19 protein-coding genes are annotated in these 17,940 nt (G+C 31.9%); 4 read left to right on the plus strand and 15 right to left on the minus strand.

The window, feature by feature from the left end; translation table 11 throughout:
* Nucleotides 1–10 precede the first annotated feature (10 nt).
* The 8 genes from JC605_RS16335 to rsfS all read right to left on the minus strand — a co-directional run bounded on the left by JC605_RS16335 (nt 11) and on the right by rsfS (nt 6,760).
* Nucleotides 11–1,069, minus strand: coding sequence for a glycoside hydrolase family 130 protein (locus tag JC605_RS16335; RefSeq protein WP_198857208.1), 1,059 nt, complete (start codon nt 1,067–1,069; stop codon nt 11–13).
* 65 nt (nt 1,070–1,134) lie between these two features.
* Nucleotides 1,135–1,914, minus strand: coding sequence for a superoxide dismutase (locus tag JC605_RS16340; protein ID WP_198857209.1), 780 nt, complete (start codon nt 1,912–1,914; stop codon nt 1,135–1,137).
* Between the two features lie 6 nt (nt 1,915–1,920).
* A complete protein-coding gene (locus tag JC605_RS16345) occupies nt 1,921–2,190 on the minus strand; it encodes an acyl-CoA-binding protein (protein WP_198857210.1) in 270 nt (89 codons plus the stop codon).
* A complete protein-coding gene (locus JC605_RS16350) occupies nt 2,191–2,844 on the minus strand; it encodes a phosphatidylserine decarboxylase family protein (protein ID WP_198857211.1) in 654 nt (217 codons plus the stop codon). It lies immediately after the preceding gene.
* Nucleotides 2,834–3,724: a phosphatidate cytidylyltransferase gene (locus JC605_RS16355; RefSeq protein WP_198857212.1), complete on the minus strand. Its 891-nt coding sequence runs from the start codon at nt 3,722–3,724 to the stop codon at nt 2,834–2,836. The genes JC605_RS16350 and JC605_RS16355 overlap by 11 nt, the downstream gene beginning before the upstream one ends.
* Nucleotide 3,725: 1 nt before the next feature.
* Nucleotides 3,726–4,331: a lactate utilization protein B/C gene (locus tag JC605_RS16360; protein ID WP_198857213.1), complete on the minus strand. Its 606-nt coding sequence runs from the start codon at nt 4,329–4,331 to the stop codon at nt 3,726–3,728.
* Between the two features lie 116 nt (nt 4,332–4,447).
* Nucleotides 4,448–6,373, minus strand: a complete 1,926-nt coding sequence (gene ftsH / locus JC605_RS16365) for an ATP-dependent zinc metalloprotease FtsH (RefSeq protein ID WP_198857214.1) — start codon at nt 6,371–6,373, stop codon at nt 4,448–4,450.
* A 15-nt stretch (nt 6,374–6,388) separates the two neighbouring features.
* Nucleotides 6,389–6,760 (minus strand): ribosome silencing factor, encoded by a 372-nt coding sequence (gene rsfS / locus JC605_RS16370; RefSeq protein ID WP_177210090.1) that lies wholly within the window; start codon nt 6,758–6,760, stop codon nt 6,389–6,391.
* Between the two features lie 92 nt (nt 6,761–6,852).
* Between rsfS and JC605_RS16375 the strand changes: the two genes are divergently transcribed.
* Nucleotides 6,853–7,581 carry a biotin--[acetyl-CoA-carboxylase] ligase gene (locus tag JC605_RS16375; protein ID WP_198857215.1) on the plus strand — a complete coding sequence of 243 codons (729 nt, stop codon included), beginning with the start codon at nt 6,853–6,855 and terminating at the stop codon, nt 7,579–7,581.
* Between the two features lie 221 nt (nt 7,582–7,802).
* Here JC605_RS16375 and JC605_RS16380 read toward each other — a convergent pair whose 3' ends face one another.
* Entirely contained in the window at nt 7,803–8,195 is a 393-nt protein-coding gene (locus tag JC605_RS16380; protein WP_198857216.1) for an SRPBCC family protein, read from the minus strand.
* Between the two features lie 127 nt (nt 8,196–8,322).
* Nucleotides 8,323–8,967 carry an orotate phosphoribosyltransferase gene (gene pyrE, locus JC605_RS16385; RefSeq protein ID WP_035648398.1) on the minus strand — a complete coding sequence of 215 codons (645 nt, stop codon included), beginning with the start codon at nt 8,965–8,967 and terminating at the stop codon, nt 8,323–8,325.
* A 7-nt stretch (nt 8,968–8,974) separates the two neighbouring features.
* On the opposite strand from pyrE, the gene JC605_RS16390 reads away from it, so the two are divergent.
* Nucleotides 8,975–9,637 carry an NUDIX hydrolase gene (locus tag JC605_RS16390; protein ID WP_198857217.1) on the plus strand — a complete coding sequence of 221 codons (663 nt, stop codon included), beginning with the start codon at nt 8,975–8,977 and terminating at the stop codon, nt 9,635–9,637.
* A 192-nt stretch (nt 9,638–9,829) separates the two neighbouring features.
* On the opposite strand, the gene JC605_RS16395 is transcribed toward JC605_RS16390, so the two are convergent.
* Complete coding sequence (locus JC605_RS16395) at nt 9,830–10,570, minus strand: DUF6882 domain-containing protein (protein WP_198857218.1); 741 nt, start codon at nt 10,568–10,570, stop codon at nt 9,830–9,832.
* 264 nt (nt 10,571–10,834) lie between these two features.
* Here JC605_RS16395 and JC605_RS16400 point away from each other — a divergent pair, with 264 nt between their 5' ends.
* The gene (locus tag JC605_RS16400) at nt 10,835–12,406 is read left to right on the plus strand and encodes a GLUG motif-containing protein (RefSeq protein WP_198857219.1); all 1,572 of its coding nucleotides are present in this window, start codon (nt 10,835–10,837) and stop codon (nt 12,404–12,406) included.
* A 1,827-nt stretch (nt 12,407–14,233) separates the two neighbouring features.
* Here JC605_RS16400 and JC605_RS16405 read toward each other — a convergent pair.
* From JC605_RS16405 to JC605_RS16420, 4 genes are all read right to left on the minus strand, one after another.
* Entirely contained in the window at nt 14,234–14,749 is a 516-nt protein-coding gene (locus JC605_RS16405; protein WP_198857220.1) for a hypothetical protein, read from the minus strand.
* Between the two features lie 283 nt (nt 14,750–15,032).
* Complete coding sequence (locus JC605_RS16410; protein ID WP_198857221.1) at nt 15,033–15,422, minus strand: hypothetical protein; 390 nt, start codon at nt 15,420–15,422, stop codon at nt 15,033–15,035.
* Nucleotides 15,423–15,519: 97 nt separating this feature from the next.
* Nucleotides 15,520–15,993, minus strand: a complete 474-nt coding sequence (locus tag JC605_RS16415; RefSeq protein ID WP_198857222.1) for a hypothetical protein — start codon at nt 15,991–15,993, stop codon at nt 15,520–15,522.
* A gap of 2 nt (nt 15,994–15,995) precedes the next feature.
* Nucleotides 15,996–17,480 carry a hypothetical protein gene (locus JC605_RS16420; protein WP_198857223.1) on the minus strand — a complete coding sequence of 495 codons (1,485 nt, stop codon included), beginning with the start codon at nt 17,478–17,480 and terminating at the stop codon, nt 15,996–15,998.
* Between the two features lie 228 nt (nt 17,481–17,708).
* Between JC605_RS16420 and JC605_RS16425 the strand changes: the two genes are divergently transcribed.
* Nucleotides 17,709–17,940: helix-turn-helix domain-containing protein (locus JC605_RS16425; protein WP_198857224.1), on the plus strand; the 232-nt coding region annotated here is incomplete at its 3' end.

Below are 17,940 nucleotides of genomic sequence, written 5' to 3' on the forward strand. Positions count from 1 at the left end.
TTTTTTGTTTTTAAAGCTTTTTAAGTAAAGAAAGAATCTCTCTAATTGAAAATTGAGCACCACAAACAAATTCGTCTGAAGCGCCGTAATATAATGTTAATGTATCGCCATCTGGTTCGATAATATGACCATTGGTGAAAACGACATTTCCAAAGAAACCACTTAGCTCATAATTTGTTTTAGGAAACATAATTGGAGTTTCGGTTCTTGAAATCACTCTTGTCGGATCTTTTAAGTCCAATAAAAAAGCGCCTAAACAATATTGATGAAATTCGTTGGCTCCATGATAGATTTCGAGCCAGCCTAAATCTGTTTTTATTGGTGCGGCACCAGCACCAACTCTTTTGCTGTCCCAGCTTTCTTTCCTAGTTTTTATAATGCATTTATGATTTCCCCAATGAATTCCATCAGGAGAAGAAGCGATCCAGATATAATTTCCGCCAATATCTACACTGCTTGGACGATGTAAGGCATAAAATAAGCCATTAATTTTTTCTTCAAAAATAGCACAGTCTTTATTGTGCGGAGGAAATATCAGTCCATGTTTCTTAAAATTTTTCCAATCAGTAGTAGTTCTTAAACCAACGCCCACACCACTTGGCGAAACAGAAGTAAAAGTGAGGTAATATTTTCCTTCAATTAAAGAGACGCGACAGTCTTCAATTCCAAAAGTTTCTAGTATTCCTTCGCCAACCAAATGCGGATAGTTTTCTGGTTCGTAAAAGTGTTTTCCATCTTCGCTGCATAATAAGCGAATATGTGACAAAGTGGTTAAATAATCAACGCCTTGATAGTTAATTACACGTGCATCTGTTGCTATAAGTTCAGGGTGATCTTTTAAAATTTCAATAATTTGAATTGTTCCTGCTTCAGTAAGAATCGGAAACGAAATGATATTCTCAATTTGTTTTGGTCTTTCAGCTACTCGTACAGCCAACCAGATTTTGTTTTGAAATTGAAATACACCAGGATTTAATAAGCAAGTGATTTCAAGACCTTCTCTGCTTGGTGGTAAATCTGATGGAGATAGTAAAGGGTTTTCTACGAAACGATTGGCAATGTCTTTCATGATTTTCGTTTAAGTACCTAAAAGGTATAAAAAAAAGCTGATACTTAATTGCATCAGCTTTTTTTCTATACTTTTTTAACCTTTTTGAGGGCTTCAACGTAATATTCATTTACTTTTTCCCAATTGATATGACTGTAAAAAGCATCAATATAACTGCCTTTTCGGTTTTGATAATCCAAGTAATAAGCATGTTCCCAAAGATCAATTCCCATAATTGGAGTTCCTGGAATTAAAGCATTTTTCATTAATGGATTGTCTTGATTGTCAGTTGTAGTAATTTGTAATTTACCATACCTGTCAACAACAAGCCAAACCCATCCAGAACCAAACTGCTTTTCAGATTGCGCTTTAAATTGGTTCGTTAAATTGGTAAAAGAGCCAAATTCTTTATTGATTGAACCCGAAAGCGTATCTTTAGGAGTCTGCTCTTTTGGAGTTAAAATATTAAAATAAAGCGTATGATTGTAATATCCGCCTGCATTCTGACGAAGTTTGGCATTATTTAAATCTAACTTTTTTAAAATATCCTCGATTGGCATATTTTCATATTCAGTGGAAACAATCTCTTTGTTGAAATTGTTTGTGTATGATAAATAATGCTTAGAATAATGAGTTTCTAAAGTCAAAGTTCTAATATCAGGTGAAAGTGCATCATAATTAAATGGCAATTTCATCATTTCAAAAGATCCAGGATCGGCTTTAACATCATTTGGTGAACCAATAGTTATTTTCTCTTCATTTGTTGGAAGAGGAACTTCGACTACTTCAACCAGTTTATCTTCTTTACAGGAAAATAATAGTAAAAATGAAGCTAAAGTGCTGAAAAAAACAACGTTTTTCTTCATAATATTTTATTTTGATGTTAATGAATTGATGATCTCGATATAGTTTTCCTTTGCTTCATTAACAGACATATGACTAATCTGCATCCATGCATTCGTTTTAAAAGCGTCTCTTAAATCAAAATTTTCAGATTGATTGTAAACAGCTGTTCCAAAAGTAGCTTGTTTGTAAAAAGCGTAAAGCCTTAACTGCACATCTTGTGGAAGTGAGGCTTGAGTCATTGTCATTGCAACTTCTACAGCTTTAGCAAAGCGAATATCTAAATCTTTATCAGTCATTTATGCTTTTGTAGCAATAATTGTTTTACCTCCAATTGCTTTTTGATTTAACTCAACATTAATAGGCGTACCTAAAGGTAAAAATAAATCTACTCTCGATCCAAATTTAATGAAACCAGCATCAGTTCCTTGAACAACTTGCATTCCTTCTTTAGCATAATTTACAATTCTACGAGCCAATGCACCAGCAATTTGTCTGTATAAAATAGCGCCAAAAGTTTCATTTTCGATTACAACTGTAGTTCTTTCGTTTTCTTCACTTGCTTTTGGGTGCCAAGCAACAAGGAATTTTCCAGGGTGGTATTTGCTAAATTTAATGATACCATCCATTGCGTAACGTGTTACGTGAACATTGATTGGCGACATAAAAATAGAAACCTGTAAACGTTTGTCTTTGAAATATTCTCCTTCATAAACTTCTTCAATAACCACCACTTTTCCATCAACTGGAGCTAGGATGTGATCACTGTTTCTAACTGCAATTCTCTTCGGATTTCTGAAGAATTGTAAAATAATGATCAAAATTACAAGCGCTGCAATTTGAACAAGCATTCTAAGCCAATTGATATCAATAAATCTTTCAGCAATTAAAAGTACAGCTACAGTAAATACAGTACCTAATAAAATGGACGGGCCTCCTTCTTTATGAAACATAATATAAAATTTGATAAAATAAAAATATAATTGGTGCTACAAATATAACACTATCTAATCGATCTAAAATACCTCCATGACCAGGCATTATTGAACCACTGTCTTTTATGCCAGCAATTCGTTTAAATTTGGATTCTATCAAGTCTCCAATAGTTCCAAAAATGCTTACGATTAATGCAATAATAGTCCAGATTAAAATAGATGTGTTGCTAAATTCAGGTTTAGGCTGGATGTAGAGTTTAGAAATTAAGAAACCAGCAAATGCGGCAAAAACGACACCGCCAATAAAGCCTTCAATTGTTTTTTTTGGAGAAACACGTTCAAACAACTTGTTTTTTCCCATTGATTTCCCGACTAAATAAGCAAAAGTGTCATTAGTCCAGATTAATACAAATAATCCTAAAATGATTTTCGGATTATAATCGTTTGTTCCAAAAGATATTTTCACAATAAATACAAAAGGAAGTGTAATGTATCCAAGCAGATACAAATATTTTGAAGAAGTGCTTATTTTTTGAACCGAATCGTAAAATAAGAATATGATGCATTTTATAGAAACTACAATTGTAATAGCTAGAAGAATTAAATCCAACTGTTTGATATTGGTTTCTAAATTAATATTAGTATTAAATGAATCGTTTAAAAATTTAGTTGTTTGCTTGTTATAATGGCTTACAAGAATAATTGCAGAATAAACTAAAGTTCCAAAAAGAATAGAAAATACTTTGTTTAAGTTTACAATATTAGAAAATTCATATATCGTGATAATCAAGAAAACGCCAAAAAGGGTAATGAAGCTTTCTGTAGAAAACAATATAGAAGTTAATAATAAAGCGATATAAACAGCACCAGAAATGGCCCTCTTCAGTGTTTCGTTCATCTTAAAGATCTTCTAGAAGCAATAAATAAAGGTTTTTAGCAACACTTCCGTATTGTGTAAAATCTTCGTCTTTCGCTTTTTCGAAATATTTTATTGTAGTGATATTAGTAGGATAGTCTCGTTCGTATTTACGTTTTATAGCGCTCAATCCGTCACTTTTCATGGGAAGGATTTGGCTTGTGGTTGCTATAATAACAATGTTTGCGGGCAATTCGTTTGGTTTATTCTGTCTGATTTGTCTTGATGAAAATAAAACTGATCCTTCATCAGCTATAAGGTTTTCACAACTAGCCAATAAGAATCTTGGTTTTGTTGGCGCGATATAAAATAATTTATTTTCTTCTAGTAAGCTAAAAAGGGCAGGTTCATAACATAAAACTTCATTTTCAAACCAATCGTTTTCTTCTAAAATGTTTTCAAACTGCTCGTTAACTTCTTCCATGTTTTCGCAGTACAAAAATTTACCTCCATTTTTTTTGAAATTGAAAATAAATTGCTCGTCTAAAGATAAATGACTGTTCTGCGCAGAAGTTCCCGCATATTCGCTTTCGTTCTCTTCGTCAGAAGCGGCTTCACTAGAGCCAAATATTTTTTTGAAAAAATTCATTTTTTATATGAAATGCTTTACATGTTAATTGAAAACGTTCAAAGATAAAAAAATCTTAATTCAAAAGGGTATTTTGAATTAAGATTTTAAAAAATTATTACGTATTTCGTAATTACTTATGAAACTACTTCTTCTAAATTTTTGTCAAAAGTACGTTTTCCGAATATGTTTTCTAAGTCATCTTTAAAGATTACTTCTTTTTCAATCAGAATATCAGCAAGTTGGTTTAACTTATCTTTGTTTTCCTCTAAAATTTGAATTGCTCTCTGATATTGACCTTCGATTAACTCTGAAATTTCTTTGTCAATAATTTTTGCAGTTTCATCAGAATACGGTTTAGAGAAGTTGTATTCGCTTTGTCCGCTTGAATCGTAATACGTAACATTACCGATTTTATCATTCAATCCGTAAATAGTTACCATAGCACGAGCTTGACGAGTTACTTTTTCTAAGTCGCTTAATGCGCCAGTCGAAATTCTGTCGAAAGTTACTTTTTCAGCAGCTCTACCTCCCATAGTAGCACACATTTCGTCTAACATTTGGTCTGTTCTCACGATTTGTCTCTCTTCTGGCAAGTACCAAGCAGCTCCTAAACTTTGTCCACGAGGAACAATTGTTACTTTGATAAGTGGGGCAGCATGCTCTAACATCCAGCTTACAGTAGCGTGACCAGCTTCGTGAATTGCAATTGCTCTTTTTTCGTCTGGAGTAATGATTTTGTTTTTCTTTTCAAGACCACCAATAATTCTATCAACGGCATCAAGGAAATCTTGTCTGTCAACTGCAGCTTTGTTGTTACGAGCAGCAATAAGAGCAGCTTCGTTACAAACATTGGCAATATCAGCACCAGAGAATCCTGGAGTTTGTTTTGCTAAGAAATCTAAATCTAGACCTTCAACTTTTTTAATAGGAGCTAAGTGTACTTTGAAGATTTCAGCTCTTTCGCGAATGTCTGGTAAGTCAACAAAAATTTGTCTGTCAAAACGTCCTGCACGCATTAAAGCTTTGTCTAAAACGTCAGCTCTATTTGTTGCAGCTAGAACAATTACGTTAGAGTTTGTACCAAAACCGTCCATTTCTGTTAGTAATTGGTTCAAAGTGTTTTCTCTTTCGTCGTTTCCGCCAGACATATTGCTTTTTCCTCTCGCTCTACCAACAGCATCGATCTCATCAATGAAAATGATAGCAGGAGATTTTTCTTTAGCTTGTTTGAATAAGTCACGTACACGTGAAGCACCAACTCCTACGAACATTTCTACGAAATCTGAACCAGATAAAGAAAAGAAAGGTACTTGAGCCTCACCAGCAACTGCTTTTGCTAATAATGTTTTACCAGTTCCCGGAGGCCCTACCAATAAGGCTCCTTTTGGAATTTTACCTCCAAGATTCGTGTATTTTTCAGGGTTTTTAAGGAATTCAACAATTTCTTGAATTTCTTCTTTAGCACCTTCTAAACCTGCAACATCTTTAAATGTAGTTTTGATATCTGTTTTTTCATCAAACAATTTAGCTTTAGATTTTCCGATATTGAAAATCTGTCCGCCTCCGCCAGCGCCTCCGCCAGACATTTTACGCATAATGAAAATCCATACACCAACAATAATGATGATAGGAAGTAAGCTAATTAAAATATCGCTCCAGTTATTTTTTTGAAGAAAGTTGAAGTCTTTCAATTTCCCCTCGCTAACTGCTTTTTCTAATTTAGTCTGAAAGATTTGATCATTACCAATTTCCAACGTATAATGTGGACCTTTGTTTGGCTGTTTGAAAATATCTTCAGCAACTTTTTTGTTTGCTGGGTCTTTAAGAGCCGCAGCATTCAAATATACCTCAGCTTCTGCTTTGTTGTAAACAATTACTTTTTCAATTTGTCCTTTTTCTAGAAGGGTGTTGAATTTAGAAGAAGTTAATTGGGCAGGTTCGCTTAAGCTTGATCCTCCTGTGGCAAAACTTATGAATAAAAAAACTAAAAGTATTGCGGTGTATATTAACCAAGGACTTATTTTAAATTTATTCGGATTTGGATTATTATCTTTAGCCATTTAATGAAAGTTTCTTTAGTATTTGTTCTCGATTGAAGTTATTTTGGCATCGCCCCAAAGGCTTTCGATGTTGTAATATTCGCGAATGTGTTTCTGGAAAACGTGTACTACAATATGTACATAGTCCATTAAAACCCATTCTGCATTATCGGTTCCTTCTACATGCCAAGGTTTATCTTTTAAGTCTTTTGATACAATTTTTTGAATTGAGTTTACGATGGCGTTTACTTGGGTGTTTGAGCTACCGTTGCAAATAACAAAATAGTCGCATACAGCTGTATCTATTTCTCTTAAGTCAAGAATATCGATATCATTTCCTTTTACTTCCTCAATCCCTTTGATTATGTTCGCCAGTAGAACATCATTATTAACAGTCTTTTTCGCCATGAATTATTTTATATGAATTTGTAAAGTTACCAAATTTTGTGATTATTTTTGAACCTTAACAAAATATTAAACTAAGATATTTAAATTATTTAATGAAACTAATCAAACTCGATGCCATAGATTCTACAAACGACTTTCTAAAATCATTAGCAAGTCAGGATGAACTGGAGAATTTCACTGTGGTAACAGCTGAAAATCAGACAAAAGGAAAAGGTCAAGTAGGTGGTGTATGGAAGACTCAAGCGGGTAAAAATCTAACTATGAGCGTTTTGGTGAAGGATTTTCTCTTTAGTAATGAAGAAGTTTTCAATTTAAGTGTCTTGGTCGCTTTGTCAATTGCAGAGGTTTTAAAATCGTTAAATATTCCTGATATCTGTATTAAATGGCCAAACGACATTCTGTCATACAATAAGAAACTTGTTGGCATATTAATCGAAAATACCTTAAAAAGTGATGGCAGAATTGTGTCAGTTGTCGGAATTGGAATCAATGTCAATCAAACCGATTTTGACGAATTGCCTAACGCTTCTTCACTGGCAGTAATTTCGGGAGAACCTTTTGACAAAGAAGAAATAGCAATTTTAATTGTTGAAAAACTAAAAGAAAAGATTCAGTTTTGGAAAACTGAATCTCAAAATTTCTGGAACGAGTACTTTAATTTTTTATTCAAAAAAGGCGTTCCAACAGCGTTTAGAGACAATAATGAACAAGATTTTATGGGAATCATTCAAGGCGTTTCTCCTTTTGGAAAACTACAGGTTTTGCTAGAAGACGATTCTATTGCAGAGTTTGAGATCAAAGAAGTTAAAATGCTTTATTAAAGCTACTAAGGTTCTAAGATGCTAAGATTCTAAGTTTTTTTTCTTCCAAGTGAATAAACCGTACTATTTGTCATTTCGAGGAACGAGAAATCACACGCGGGATTCCGCATAGATAAGGGAATACTTTGTCGAGCTACTAGTGTGATTTCTCGTTCCTCGAAATGACAAAAACAAAAAAGTCCAATCGTTAGATTGGACTTTTAATTTATAATTTACCATTATTAAAGCTTGTTCATATTGTTTGCTAAAGTTTCAATAAACTTACTAATTGGACCTTTAACCATCATTGCCATCATAGCGTTGAATTCGCCTTCAAAAAATAATTGAACAGTGCTTTCTGAATCAGAAATAGTGTCAATGTTTGAAGTTAGTGTAAACGGAAGTTTATCACTTGCAGCACCCAAAACAATTTTGTTTGGAGCTACTTTATCTTTCATTTTTAATTTGATTTCAGGCATCCCTTTCAATCCAAAAATAAAAGCGTCTTCGCCAGTTACTTCAAATTTAGCAATGTTGTCTGGCATTAATTTTTCGAAATTCTTCACGTCAGTCAATTGATCGAATAAATCTTGAGCTGATTTCTGAACTGTAACTTTTGGACTTTCTAAGTTCATATTGTTTTTTGTTTTTTTGTTTTACCGCAAATGTTTTTTACCGCAAAGACGCAGGATTTTTTATGTTACTTTGGCTTTATTTAAGTTCGCAAAGCTAGAATTAGTAGAAATTCTAAAATCTAAAATCTTACTCTTGTCCCCAAGTTGATGGACTTGCGTTCCATTCCAACAGAGTCGATTGTTGATCTTCTGTGATGTATTGTTTTTGAACTGCTAAATCTAAAAGATTTTCATAGTTGCTTAAAGTGAATAAATCAATGTTAGCTTCTTTAAAATTCTCTTCTGCAACTCCAAAACCATATGTGAAAATAGCGGCCATACCTTTAATATTAGCGCCTTCGCTTCTTAAAGCTTCTACAGCCATTAAACTGCTTTTTCCGGTACTAATTAAATCCTCAACAACCACAACATTTTGTCCTTTTTGTAAAAAACCTTCCACTTGGTTTTGTCTACCGTGTTTTTTAGGTTCTGGACGCACATATACGAACGGAAGTCCTAAACTTTCGGCAACCAAAATTCCAACCCCAATGGCTCCAGTAGCAACACCAGCAATCACATCAGGTTTTCCAAATTGTTTTTCGATGTTTTTAGCAAACTCATCACGAACATAGTTTCTGATGCTCGGAAATGAAAGAATTAACCTATTATCGCAGTAAATAGGAGATTTCCAACCAGAAGCCCATGTAAAAGGATTTTCGGGATTCAATTTAATTGCATTTATTTGCAAAAGCAATTCGGCTGTTTTTTCGGCAGTATCTTTATTAAAAATCATAGTACAAATGTATAAAGTTTTTGTAAACGACAAACCACTTTTTTTGACAAATGAAATCTCGCGTGAAACAGATTTCCAATTGTTCTTGTTGGAGAGTATTGATATCGAACAGCTTATTATAAAAATTTTTCAAAATAAAATTCAAAAAGCCATTCTATATCATCCCGACGAAAGTGAGATAATGAAAACCCTTAAAGCCAAGATTCCCGTGAATAAAGCAGGCGGAGGCTTTGTCTACAATAAGAAAGGCGAAGTCTTGTTTATCTTTAGAAACGGAAAATGGGACCTGCCAAAAGGCGGAATCGAGAAAGGGGAAGACATTGAAGCGACGGCTATGCGTGAGGTAGAGGAGGAGACAGGGGTAAACCAGCTTCGTATTACGAATAAACTTCAAAAAACCTATCACATCTTTAAACGCAACGGAAAATACAAACTTAAAATCACGCATTGGTTCGAAATGTTTTCCGATTTTGAAGGAACACCACACGGACAAATCGAAGAAGGAATCGAAAAAGTAGCGTGGTTAAACCCCGAACAAATTAAAGAAGCACTTAAAAATTCTTACGAGAATATTAAATTATTGTTTGAAGAAGAAAAGAAACCAATAGAAAAAATGGCCGCGCCAATTGCTTATCGATCTGGACCAGATTCCAAAATAAAAGATATTTAAAGTTTTTAAATTAGAAATCAATTATTTGGGCGTGCCACCAATAAAAAAAAGACCCAATCAACTTTGTGTTCATTGGGTCTTTTTTTTATTGCTGTCTGGCTTTCGCCTTCGCCGCGGCGGATTGGCTCTATCTCTCACGCGAATATATGCTTTGTTGTTATTTCAAGTTTCAAGTTTTTGATTTAAATAATCTTAAGAATTACCATTTAAATTAATCAAAAGATTGTTTTCATTAAAGGTCGCAGTAATTACTTTATCATTCTTTTGCGCTTTAACTTCATTACCATTTACAGTTAATTCATAACCTTTTTGAGAAAGATAATTTGAAAAAGCATTTTTGTGGTTTTGAATTTCAAAAGTCGAAATCAATTCTGGAAAAACAGTGATAATTCTAGAGAATTCTTCACTTTCAATATTATCAATCGAATCGTCTTTAATGGTAACAACCATTGTTCCTTGACCATAATTTCCGAGATAATAACCACTTAAATTAAACATTGTTGTGGCAACCATTCCAATAAGATGTAAATCGTTCTGAACAGCATCAAATTTTCCAATACTTAATAATTCGATGTTATTTTCTTCGCCATATTTCTTTAATGAAAGCGCTTGTTTCATTACAGACTCAGCGTAGCCGCCTGCTTTATTATCCCAAAGCCAAAGCCAAGTTTCTGAAGAATGAGAAAATGAACCCAAAACCTGCATTGGAAAAGTTAGATGGTCTCCAAAAGTAATTTCTTCATTATCCATATTAACATTCCAAGAAAGTCCGCCTGTAACTTCATATAGATTTCTTTGTTTTTCTAAAGCAAGAGCTCCAAATTTTTCTAAAAAATCATTTTCAGAAGTAAAACTGATCTTTTGATTAGTTTGAGTATTTGTTGAAGCTGTTTCTTTTTCTTTCTTCTTAAATAGATTATTGAATATTCCCATTTCTTTTGGCTTTTAGTGTTGCAAATAGTATTGTTTCAAATATATGATTTTTATAAAATAAGTAAGAAAATAATTTATAGCGTCTTTTTAGTGAGAGGTAAAAACTGATTTGAAAAAAATAAATGTAAAAACCAGCGTGAAATGAGGAAAGCCGTAAGTATAATACAAACCAATTAAATAATTTTGGCAATATTTTAACAACATATCGATTAATTATAATAAACCAAAAACAGAAATATTTCTATAAATCTAACTTAATTTAAAATGCTAAAAAAAAGAAAATCGACTGTATCGTTTTGTAAATATGTGAGTATGCTTGCATTATTTATTGCCGTTGGGTATTCATGTTCTAGTGATGAACCAATAGGTGAAGGACCAGCGACTAGCAGTTCTAAAGAAATTACTGCATTCTCTTTTGTTAATCCTGCAATAACAGGTACAATTAATGAAAAAGAACATACAATAACTATCGTATTTCCTGCTGATGTTGACTTAACTAGTTTAGCGGCTACTTTTACTACAACGGGAGCAAAAGTTACCGTAGGTTCTGTTACACAAGTTAGCGGAACTACCAAAAACGATTTTAGTAAGGCTATAACATATACAGTTACTGCAGAGGATGGAAGTACTCAAAATTATACAATTGCACCTCCTAATTCGGCTGATGTACTTGGCTTTGCTTTTGAAGGAGGTTTCTCTGATGTATATTGGGAATTACCTGCACTTAAAGAAGGAGAAAATATTTTTAATAATGCTCCTGCTAATCTTGATTTTGTTAGCGGATTTCCGATCTTACCAGCTGGAGCAGAAATGACACAATCTGGAGATAACCAAGAAAGCGATTATAACTCTACAGGTTTTACTTTTACTATTACAGCTGCAGATGGTAAAACAAAAAAGACCTATACCATTAAAATACCTGCTTATGACAAGAATACAAATCCTTATGGTATTTACACTCCAGAGCAGCTTGCAACGCCAGCCTTAAAACTTACTGAAAGTTTTAAATTGATGAATGATATTACAATGCCAGAAGTAAATGGTACCGATTACCCAATTGGTGAAAACTATGCAACTCGAGGTTGGACTCCTATTGGAGATTTTTATACTTTCGAAGGAATTATAGATGGCGATGGTCATGTTGTTAAAAATTTGACCATTAAAGGTGGCAGCACAGATTATGTTGGATTTATTTCTATAATGGGGGCAAAAGCAGTTGTTAAGAATATTGGATTTACCTCAGTAAATATTACTACTGGAGGCACTGTTGGTGCTTTGGTTGGAAATAATCAAGGAGGAACAATTTCTCATTGTTACACTACAGGTTCTGTTAGTTCTACAGGATTTTCGGCAGAAATTGGCGGTTTGGTAGGAATTAATAATGATGCTAACGGTAAGCCAGGTAAACTTTTAAATAGCTATAGTAAAGTTAATGTTACAGGAGTATCTAACTCGGTAATTGGAGGGTTAGTAGGATATAATTACGAGTGCGATGTGCAAAATTGTTATGCGACAGGTTCAATATCTGGTACATATAAATATGCTGGAGCTCTTATGGGGAAAAACGCATATGAAATCGTTAATTGTTATGCTACAGGAAATCTTAAAACTGGAGGCGGACTAGTTGGCTACAACTTTAACTGGAGTTCAGCGCCAGATTGTTTTTGGGATATCGAGACAACAGGACAAACAACTTCTGATGATGGTGGTAAAGCAGTTGGAAAAACAACGGCCGAAATGAAAACAGCAACTCCTTACAGTAGCACTTGGACTTCTGCTAATTGGAAATTTACAAGCGGAAAATATCCTACTTTAGTGGGACTTGGCGGTCAATAAAAATTATTAGCTATAAATAAAAAACCTCGTAAGACATTTGCTTACGAGGTTTTTTTGTTACGACATATCTTTGGCAACGAAAGTTGCGTTCATTGGGTCTTTTTTTAATTGCAGTCGGGCTTTCGCCGCTACTTCGGTAGCTTGGCTCTATCCCTCACACAGAGCAAAACATTGTTATGAATTTGTTTCAAATTTCGAGTTTTTGCTCGTGGAAGCATTTTATTTTACTTTTTATAAATTTTGTACAGCAAATAAAATATTGTGATCAAAAAAAATAAACCGAAAAGTAAGCAAAAAATTTGCCAAGCCATTAACGAATAATTGTAGTCTTTTACAATCATGTCCATAATTATCTGAATTTTATTGTCGTTAAAAAAGCATTATATTACTTCTTAAGTTTTCGAGATACTTTCCAGTAATAAATACTACCAGTTGCAAATAAAGGCAATACAAAATAGTAGTAATTAATAATTTGAAAAGAACCATTAAAATTTGCTAAATAAAAACATTCGGTCGCATATAAATAAATACACGAGCAAAAACAGACTATAAAAAAAGCTAAATAGTTTCTAGTTAATGTGTTTAGTTTAAAGTATGAATTCGGTGACAAAATATATAGTAGCCATTTTAAACGACGACTATCTGAGGATTTCTTTATCTTTTTTCCAATTTCTTAACAAGTATCTGTTGAATATAAATAAGAGAGCCAATAATTAATATTAATGGTATCAAATAAAAATAACTTACAACGTAATAAGTATCGTAAATATTAATTGTAAAAAAGTATTGAACAAAGTAAAAATAGACAAGCATTACAATACAGATTGCAAAAAAGAACAAATAATTTCTAGTTAGTTTTTTCATATATTTTGATTATTAAAAAAACATTAAACATTTATAATAATTCTATAATCAATGACATGGTTATCTTATTGGCAACTAATTTTTCGAACAATGTGGTCAACAGAATAGTATTTATTTTTGTCTTTTAAATAAACAAAAAAATGATACGTTTGATTTGCATTGTCATTTTGCAAAATAGTATTTAACTGTTCTCTGCTAGTATTTATCTCTAATTTAGAATTGTTGCCAATTGAGTTTGAACTAAAAAACATTTTCCTTTTGTTTGTCAAAATCTTAAAACCTGATATTTCTTTCTTTTCAATGTTTTTTCTAAAAACGATTTCATCTGTTTTTTTATCAAATTCAAAAACAAAATTTTGATGATTTTGAGAAAAGGCCTGAAAACTAACTAGGAATATTATAATACAAAACTTCTTCATTTTATTTTTTCAGGAAGATCTGATATTAAGCGACTACTTTTTTTTGCTAATGTTATAGTATAAACGGAAGATATCAGGAATAAAATTGCTGGAATTGTAAATGCATCATTTATTCTCTTATAATTGTATACTAGCCCTGTAATGTAAAACATTATAAACAATAAAATTACAAAACAGCTCAGCAAAATTTTATAATTTCTGCTTCTTAAAAATAAAACAAGCAGACCAGATATAGGAATGGCTATTAATCCTTGCCAAAGTATTGACGACGTGTTATTAAAGAGGTCGTGCAAAAACTGACTGAAATATATAATTAAAAGAATAAAATTTGGTACTCCATTCTCTTGAACGCCATAAGTTAATAAAAAAGATAGTACTGCAATAAACTTTGAAACTCGTAAATTTATGAACATGATTTATTTGTTTTAAGTGTTATTTGATCTGTCTTTGGATTAAACCAAATCAAGCACGAATACAAGGTAGAGCAGTGAGCACAATGACTCTCAAATTGCTAATTACTATCTCTGCTTTCTACCTAGTATTTCTATCTGAACTTGCCGTCATTTTGAACATTATCACTATCTTTTTTTAATCTATCAATTTCATAATTAATATCTCCTATTATTGTGATTGATTTATCGTAAGAAGAAAATTTTTGAAAAAATGCTCCAGCAATTGTTACTTGTTCGCTATTTGACTTGTAAGGGACATCTAAATTGGTTATTCTATACAAATCAAAAACATAAGGGAGAAATTTTACTCCCTTATATTTTGTGGTAATTGATTGATATACTTTAAGGAAAACTTCTTCATATTCTCCAACAGGTGAAACAATTATATTTTCAATAGCCCAAGATTTTCGTTTGCCAAAAACAGGATGTGAAATTTCCTTAAGATGAATATTTTCTAAAATCTCAATTGTAAAATAATTACCAATTAAGCTTTTATAAAAGTGTAACTCTGTTCGACTCTCTATCGTATTTTTTAGTCTTATAACTCCCGAAAAATTTGGCACTAATCCAGCTGTGCTCCCAGATATGTCATGAAAATCTAATTTCAATTTTTCTAAAAGACCAATATTCCATTCTTTTTCATAATAATCTTTTTTACTATTTTTCTTTATTATTTCATTTAATGCCGCAATTCCTGGGTAAGAAAAGTAATTTTTATCTTCTCTTGTTATTCCTATTGGATAGTACTTCTTTAAACAATCACTTATTTCTGAAAAGTTCTCAGAAAGATCGTCAATAGTAATATTTACAAATTTGTTATGGATAATTGGAAGTTTTAAAGTGTTGGATTATGTTTTATATTGAAATTGAGCTAGATAGTTCTAGAAAGTATTAATCATAGAACACAAGAATTGGATTTACTTCAATGTATTCGTTTTCAGTATCCTTTTTTTTAACCAAATAGACTTTTATAGAACTAAAAAAGTTTACCAATTCGGAATTGTTTAATTTTTGCTTCTTGCTTTTATTATAATATTTTGGAGTTCTTATAAAGTCTTTAAGACAAAGTATTTTTTTCGGTTTTAAATTATTCAAGGTTCCAACCCCTTTAAAGTAAAACTCTTCGTCACTATTTTTGTCTTTAAGTAAAAACTTATTGGCAATAGATTTTGACTCATAAATATATGAGTTGTCCAATTTAAAAAAGAATGTGTCTTTCAGCTTTTCTTGAGCTTGTAAATTAACAACCAAGAAAAATATTAATAACAAATTTATTTTCATAATTAAGATTTAAGGATAGTATGGTTTTTATAAGCAATAAATTATTATTAAAGAAATAATCAATTTAGGAACAAGAAATAGTTTTGTTTGGAGTTTCTTATAAATTTGAATGCGCCCATTCTACCTCATACTTAATTAATTTATTATTGCCTATCTTTTCTAATATATAAACCTTAAAGCAATACTGGCAACCCGCTGGAGGATAAATTAATGTAATATTTTTTTTCTTTTCTACTTCTTCTTTTTTCTTTTTGAAAAATTTGCAAGCCTCATTTTTTAAATTAGTTGTGTTTTCAAGTGTAAGTTTTTTTAAAATATCAATAGAGCAAGTATCTTTTTTGTGTTTTTTTATATCAAAAATGAAACTTTCTCCTTCTGTGTTAAAGTAAATTTTATTTTTATTTTCTTTTTTTTCAAATTCACTATTTCTTACTTCATCAAATAAGATATATTTTAAAGGCTTTAAATATTTTTCTCCTCCTTTGTATATAGTAAAATAATCACTTTCTTTTGTTTGCGCATTTATAAAACTAATTGTTAGAAATGCTAAGAGATAAATAGTTTTTTTCATAATCAGTTACAATTTGAAGGACCTTTATAAATATATTCATTGATTAATTTTGTAGTCATTGCTTTTTGTTCTGAAGATAAATTATCCCAAGCAATTGTGGTAATATTTGTATCTAGTTTTCCTAAACCAAGCCACGCTATCGATTCATATGTAGATAGGGGCAATCGATTGTTGTCAAATTGCTTAATAATACTTGCAATAGTACTTCTGTAATGATTAGCCATCATTTCGTGATTCCATGTTGGCTTCCATCTTTTGTAATAATAGTCGTATAATCCTGGAAAGCTGTTTTTTAGAGAGTTAACATAGTTTACCTGTTGTTGAGGATTCATATTGCTACTGTCTGGCATTAAAGTTCCTATTTGAGCAGCAGACAACATTTTTCGATATATCTCAGCATGAATAATTTCATGAGCAAATACTGTAGCACTTCCTAAATCCGATAAATTGCTCAAACGATTATTATTTATCTGAACTTCTATTACAAAATTATTAGGTAAAAGAGTTTGACCATATACATTTGCTGGTAATGCATTATTAATACTTAATTTCATGTGGCTTACTGTAAATTCTCCGTCAAATTTTTTAATTGCATTTTCAAATCCAGAGCTTGAGTTTTTTAATTTTTCGAAAATACATTTTGCCCTACCAGTAAGTTCATCAATAATTTTTTCAGGTGTTGGTGCTGTTATTCCACTTCCTCCACCTCCCGTAGGAGTTCCCGAATTCCCACTAGAACTTCTATCTCCAAAAGCACCAGCAATACTAAAATCTCTAGGAGCAGGAGCAGGAGATTTTTGTACAACAATAACATTATTTAACGGAATTGCTGCAGTTCCACCTCTTTGTAATGTATCATCACGTTCTCCGCCATAATTGGAACTATCATCAAACATTTCTATCATCTTTGATGTCATGTCACTTTTTACATCTTGGTCATATAGCGTTATTATATTTCGTACATCGCCAATAACTATTCCATCTTTTAATTTGGCTCCTTTTAAAAAGCCTTTTTTTAAATCCCAAGTGATGATATAACCGCTAAATAAAGTTAAGTCCTCAAAACCTAGCTTTTTTTGGTCGTCATCAATTTTATCTTCTGATTCTGGAAAAATCTCCTGAATTAATGCTTGATATTTTGAATCTGATTCATACAAATATAACATTTTCTGCCCTTTGTACTCAGGATCTTCGGGATTGTCCTTAATGGGTACAGTTATCCCTGTAGCGTTATTGCTCAATTTGATTACTTGAGCATTTTCCCAATAATAATCAAGATTTCTAAAAGCCTCAGTAAATTCTCCCTGTTCTGATTTATTGGTTGTAGAATTTGATTTGTAGCTTTCGAACCAATCTTTGGCTTGATTAATTTTAGGATCTTGACTTCTTAATTGACCTGTGTCAACTTCTTCATTGTTGCAACTGTTGGTTAAAATGACAGTGCCAAACGCTAGAAAAAGTACTAGCGATTTTTTCAATCTTTTCATAATTAAATGGCTATAAGGTTAGTATGTTTAAAACTAATCCTTATGTTTTCCATTAAACTCCCTAAAAAGACATTTAAATAATAAAATAAGACATTTCTTTCATTTTGAAATATGGTTTAACTTTGTCAAAACTTAGCATTTTAGAATTTCAGAAACCTAAAAACTTAAAACTTATTTAATTTCATGTCTCAAAAATCGTACTTTTGTTTAATAAGCAATATTTGAATTATGAGCACATTTACAAAACCAAGCCATATTGGGCGAAAAATTAGCCGAATTCGTGAACTTCGTGATATGAAGCAAGAAGCTTTGGCTCAGGCTTTAGGAACAAACCAACAGGCGATATCTATTTTAGAAAACAGCGAAACGATTGATGAAGAAAAGCTAAAACAGATTGCAAAAGCTTTGGGAGTAAGTGTTGACGCTATTAAAAATTTTTCTGACGAAGCAGCAATTAATT

The organism is Flavobacterium sp. IB48 (assembly GCF_016405855.1).
Lineage (GTDB): Bacteria > Bacteroidota > Bacteroidia > Flavobacteriales > Flavobacteriaceae > Flavobacterium > Flavobacterium ginsengisoli.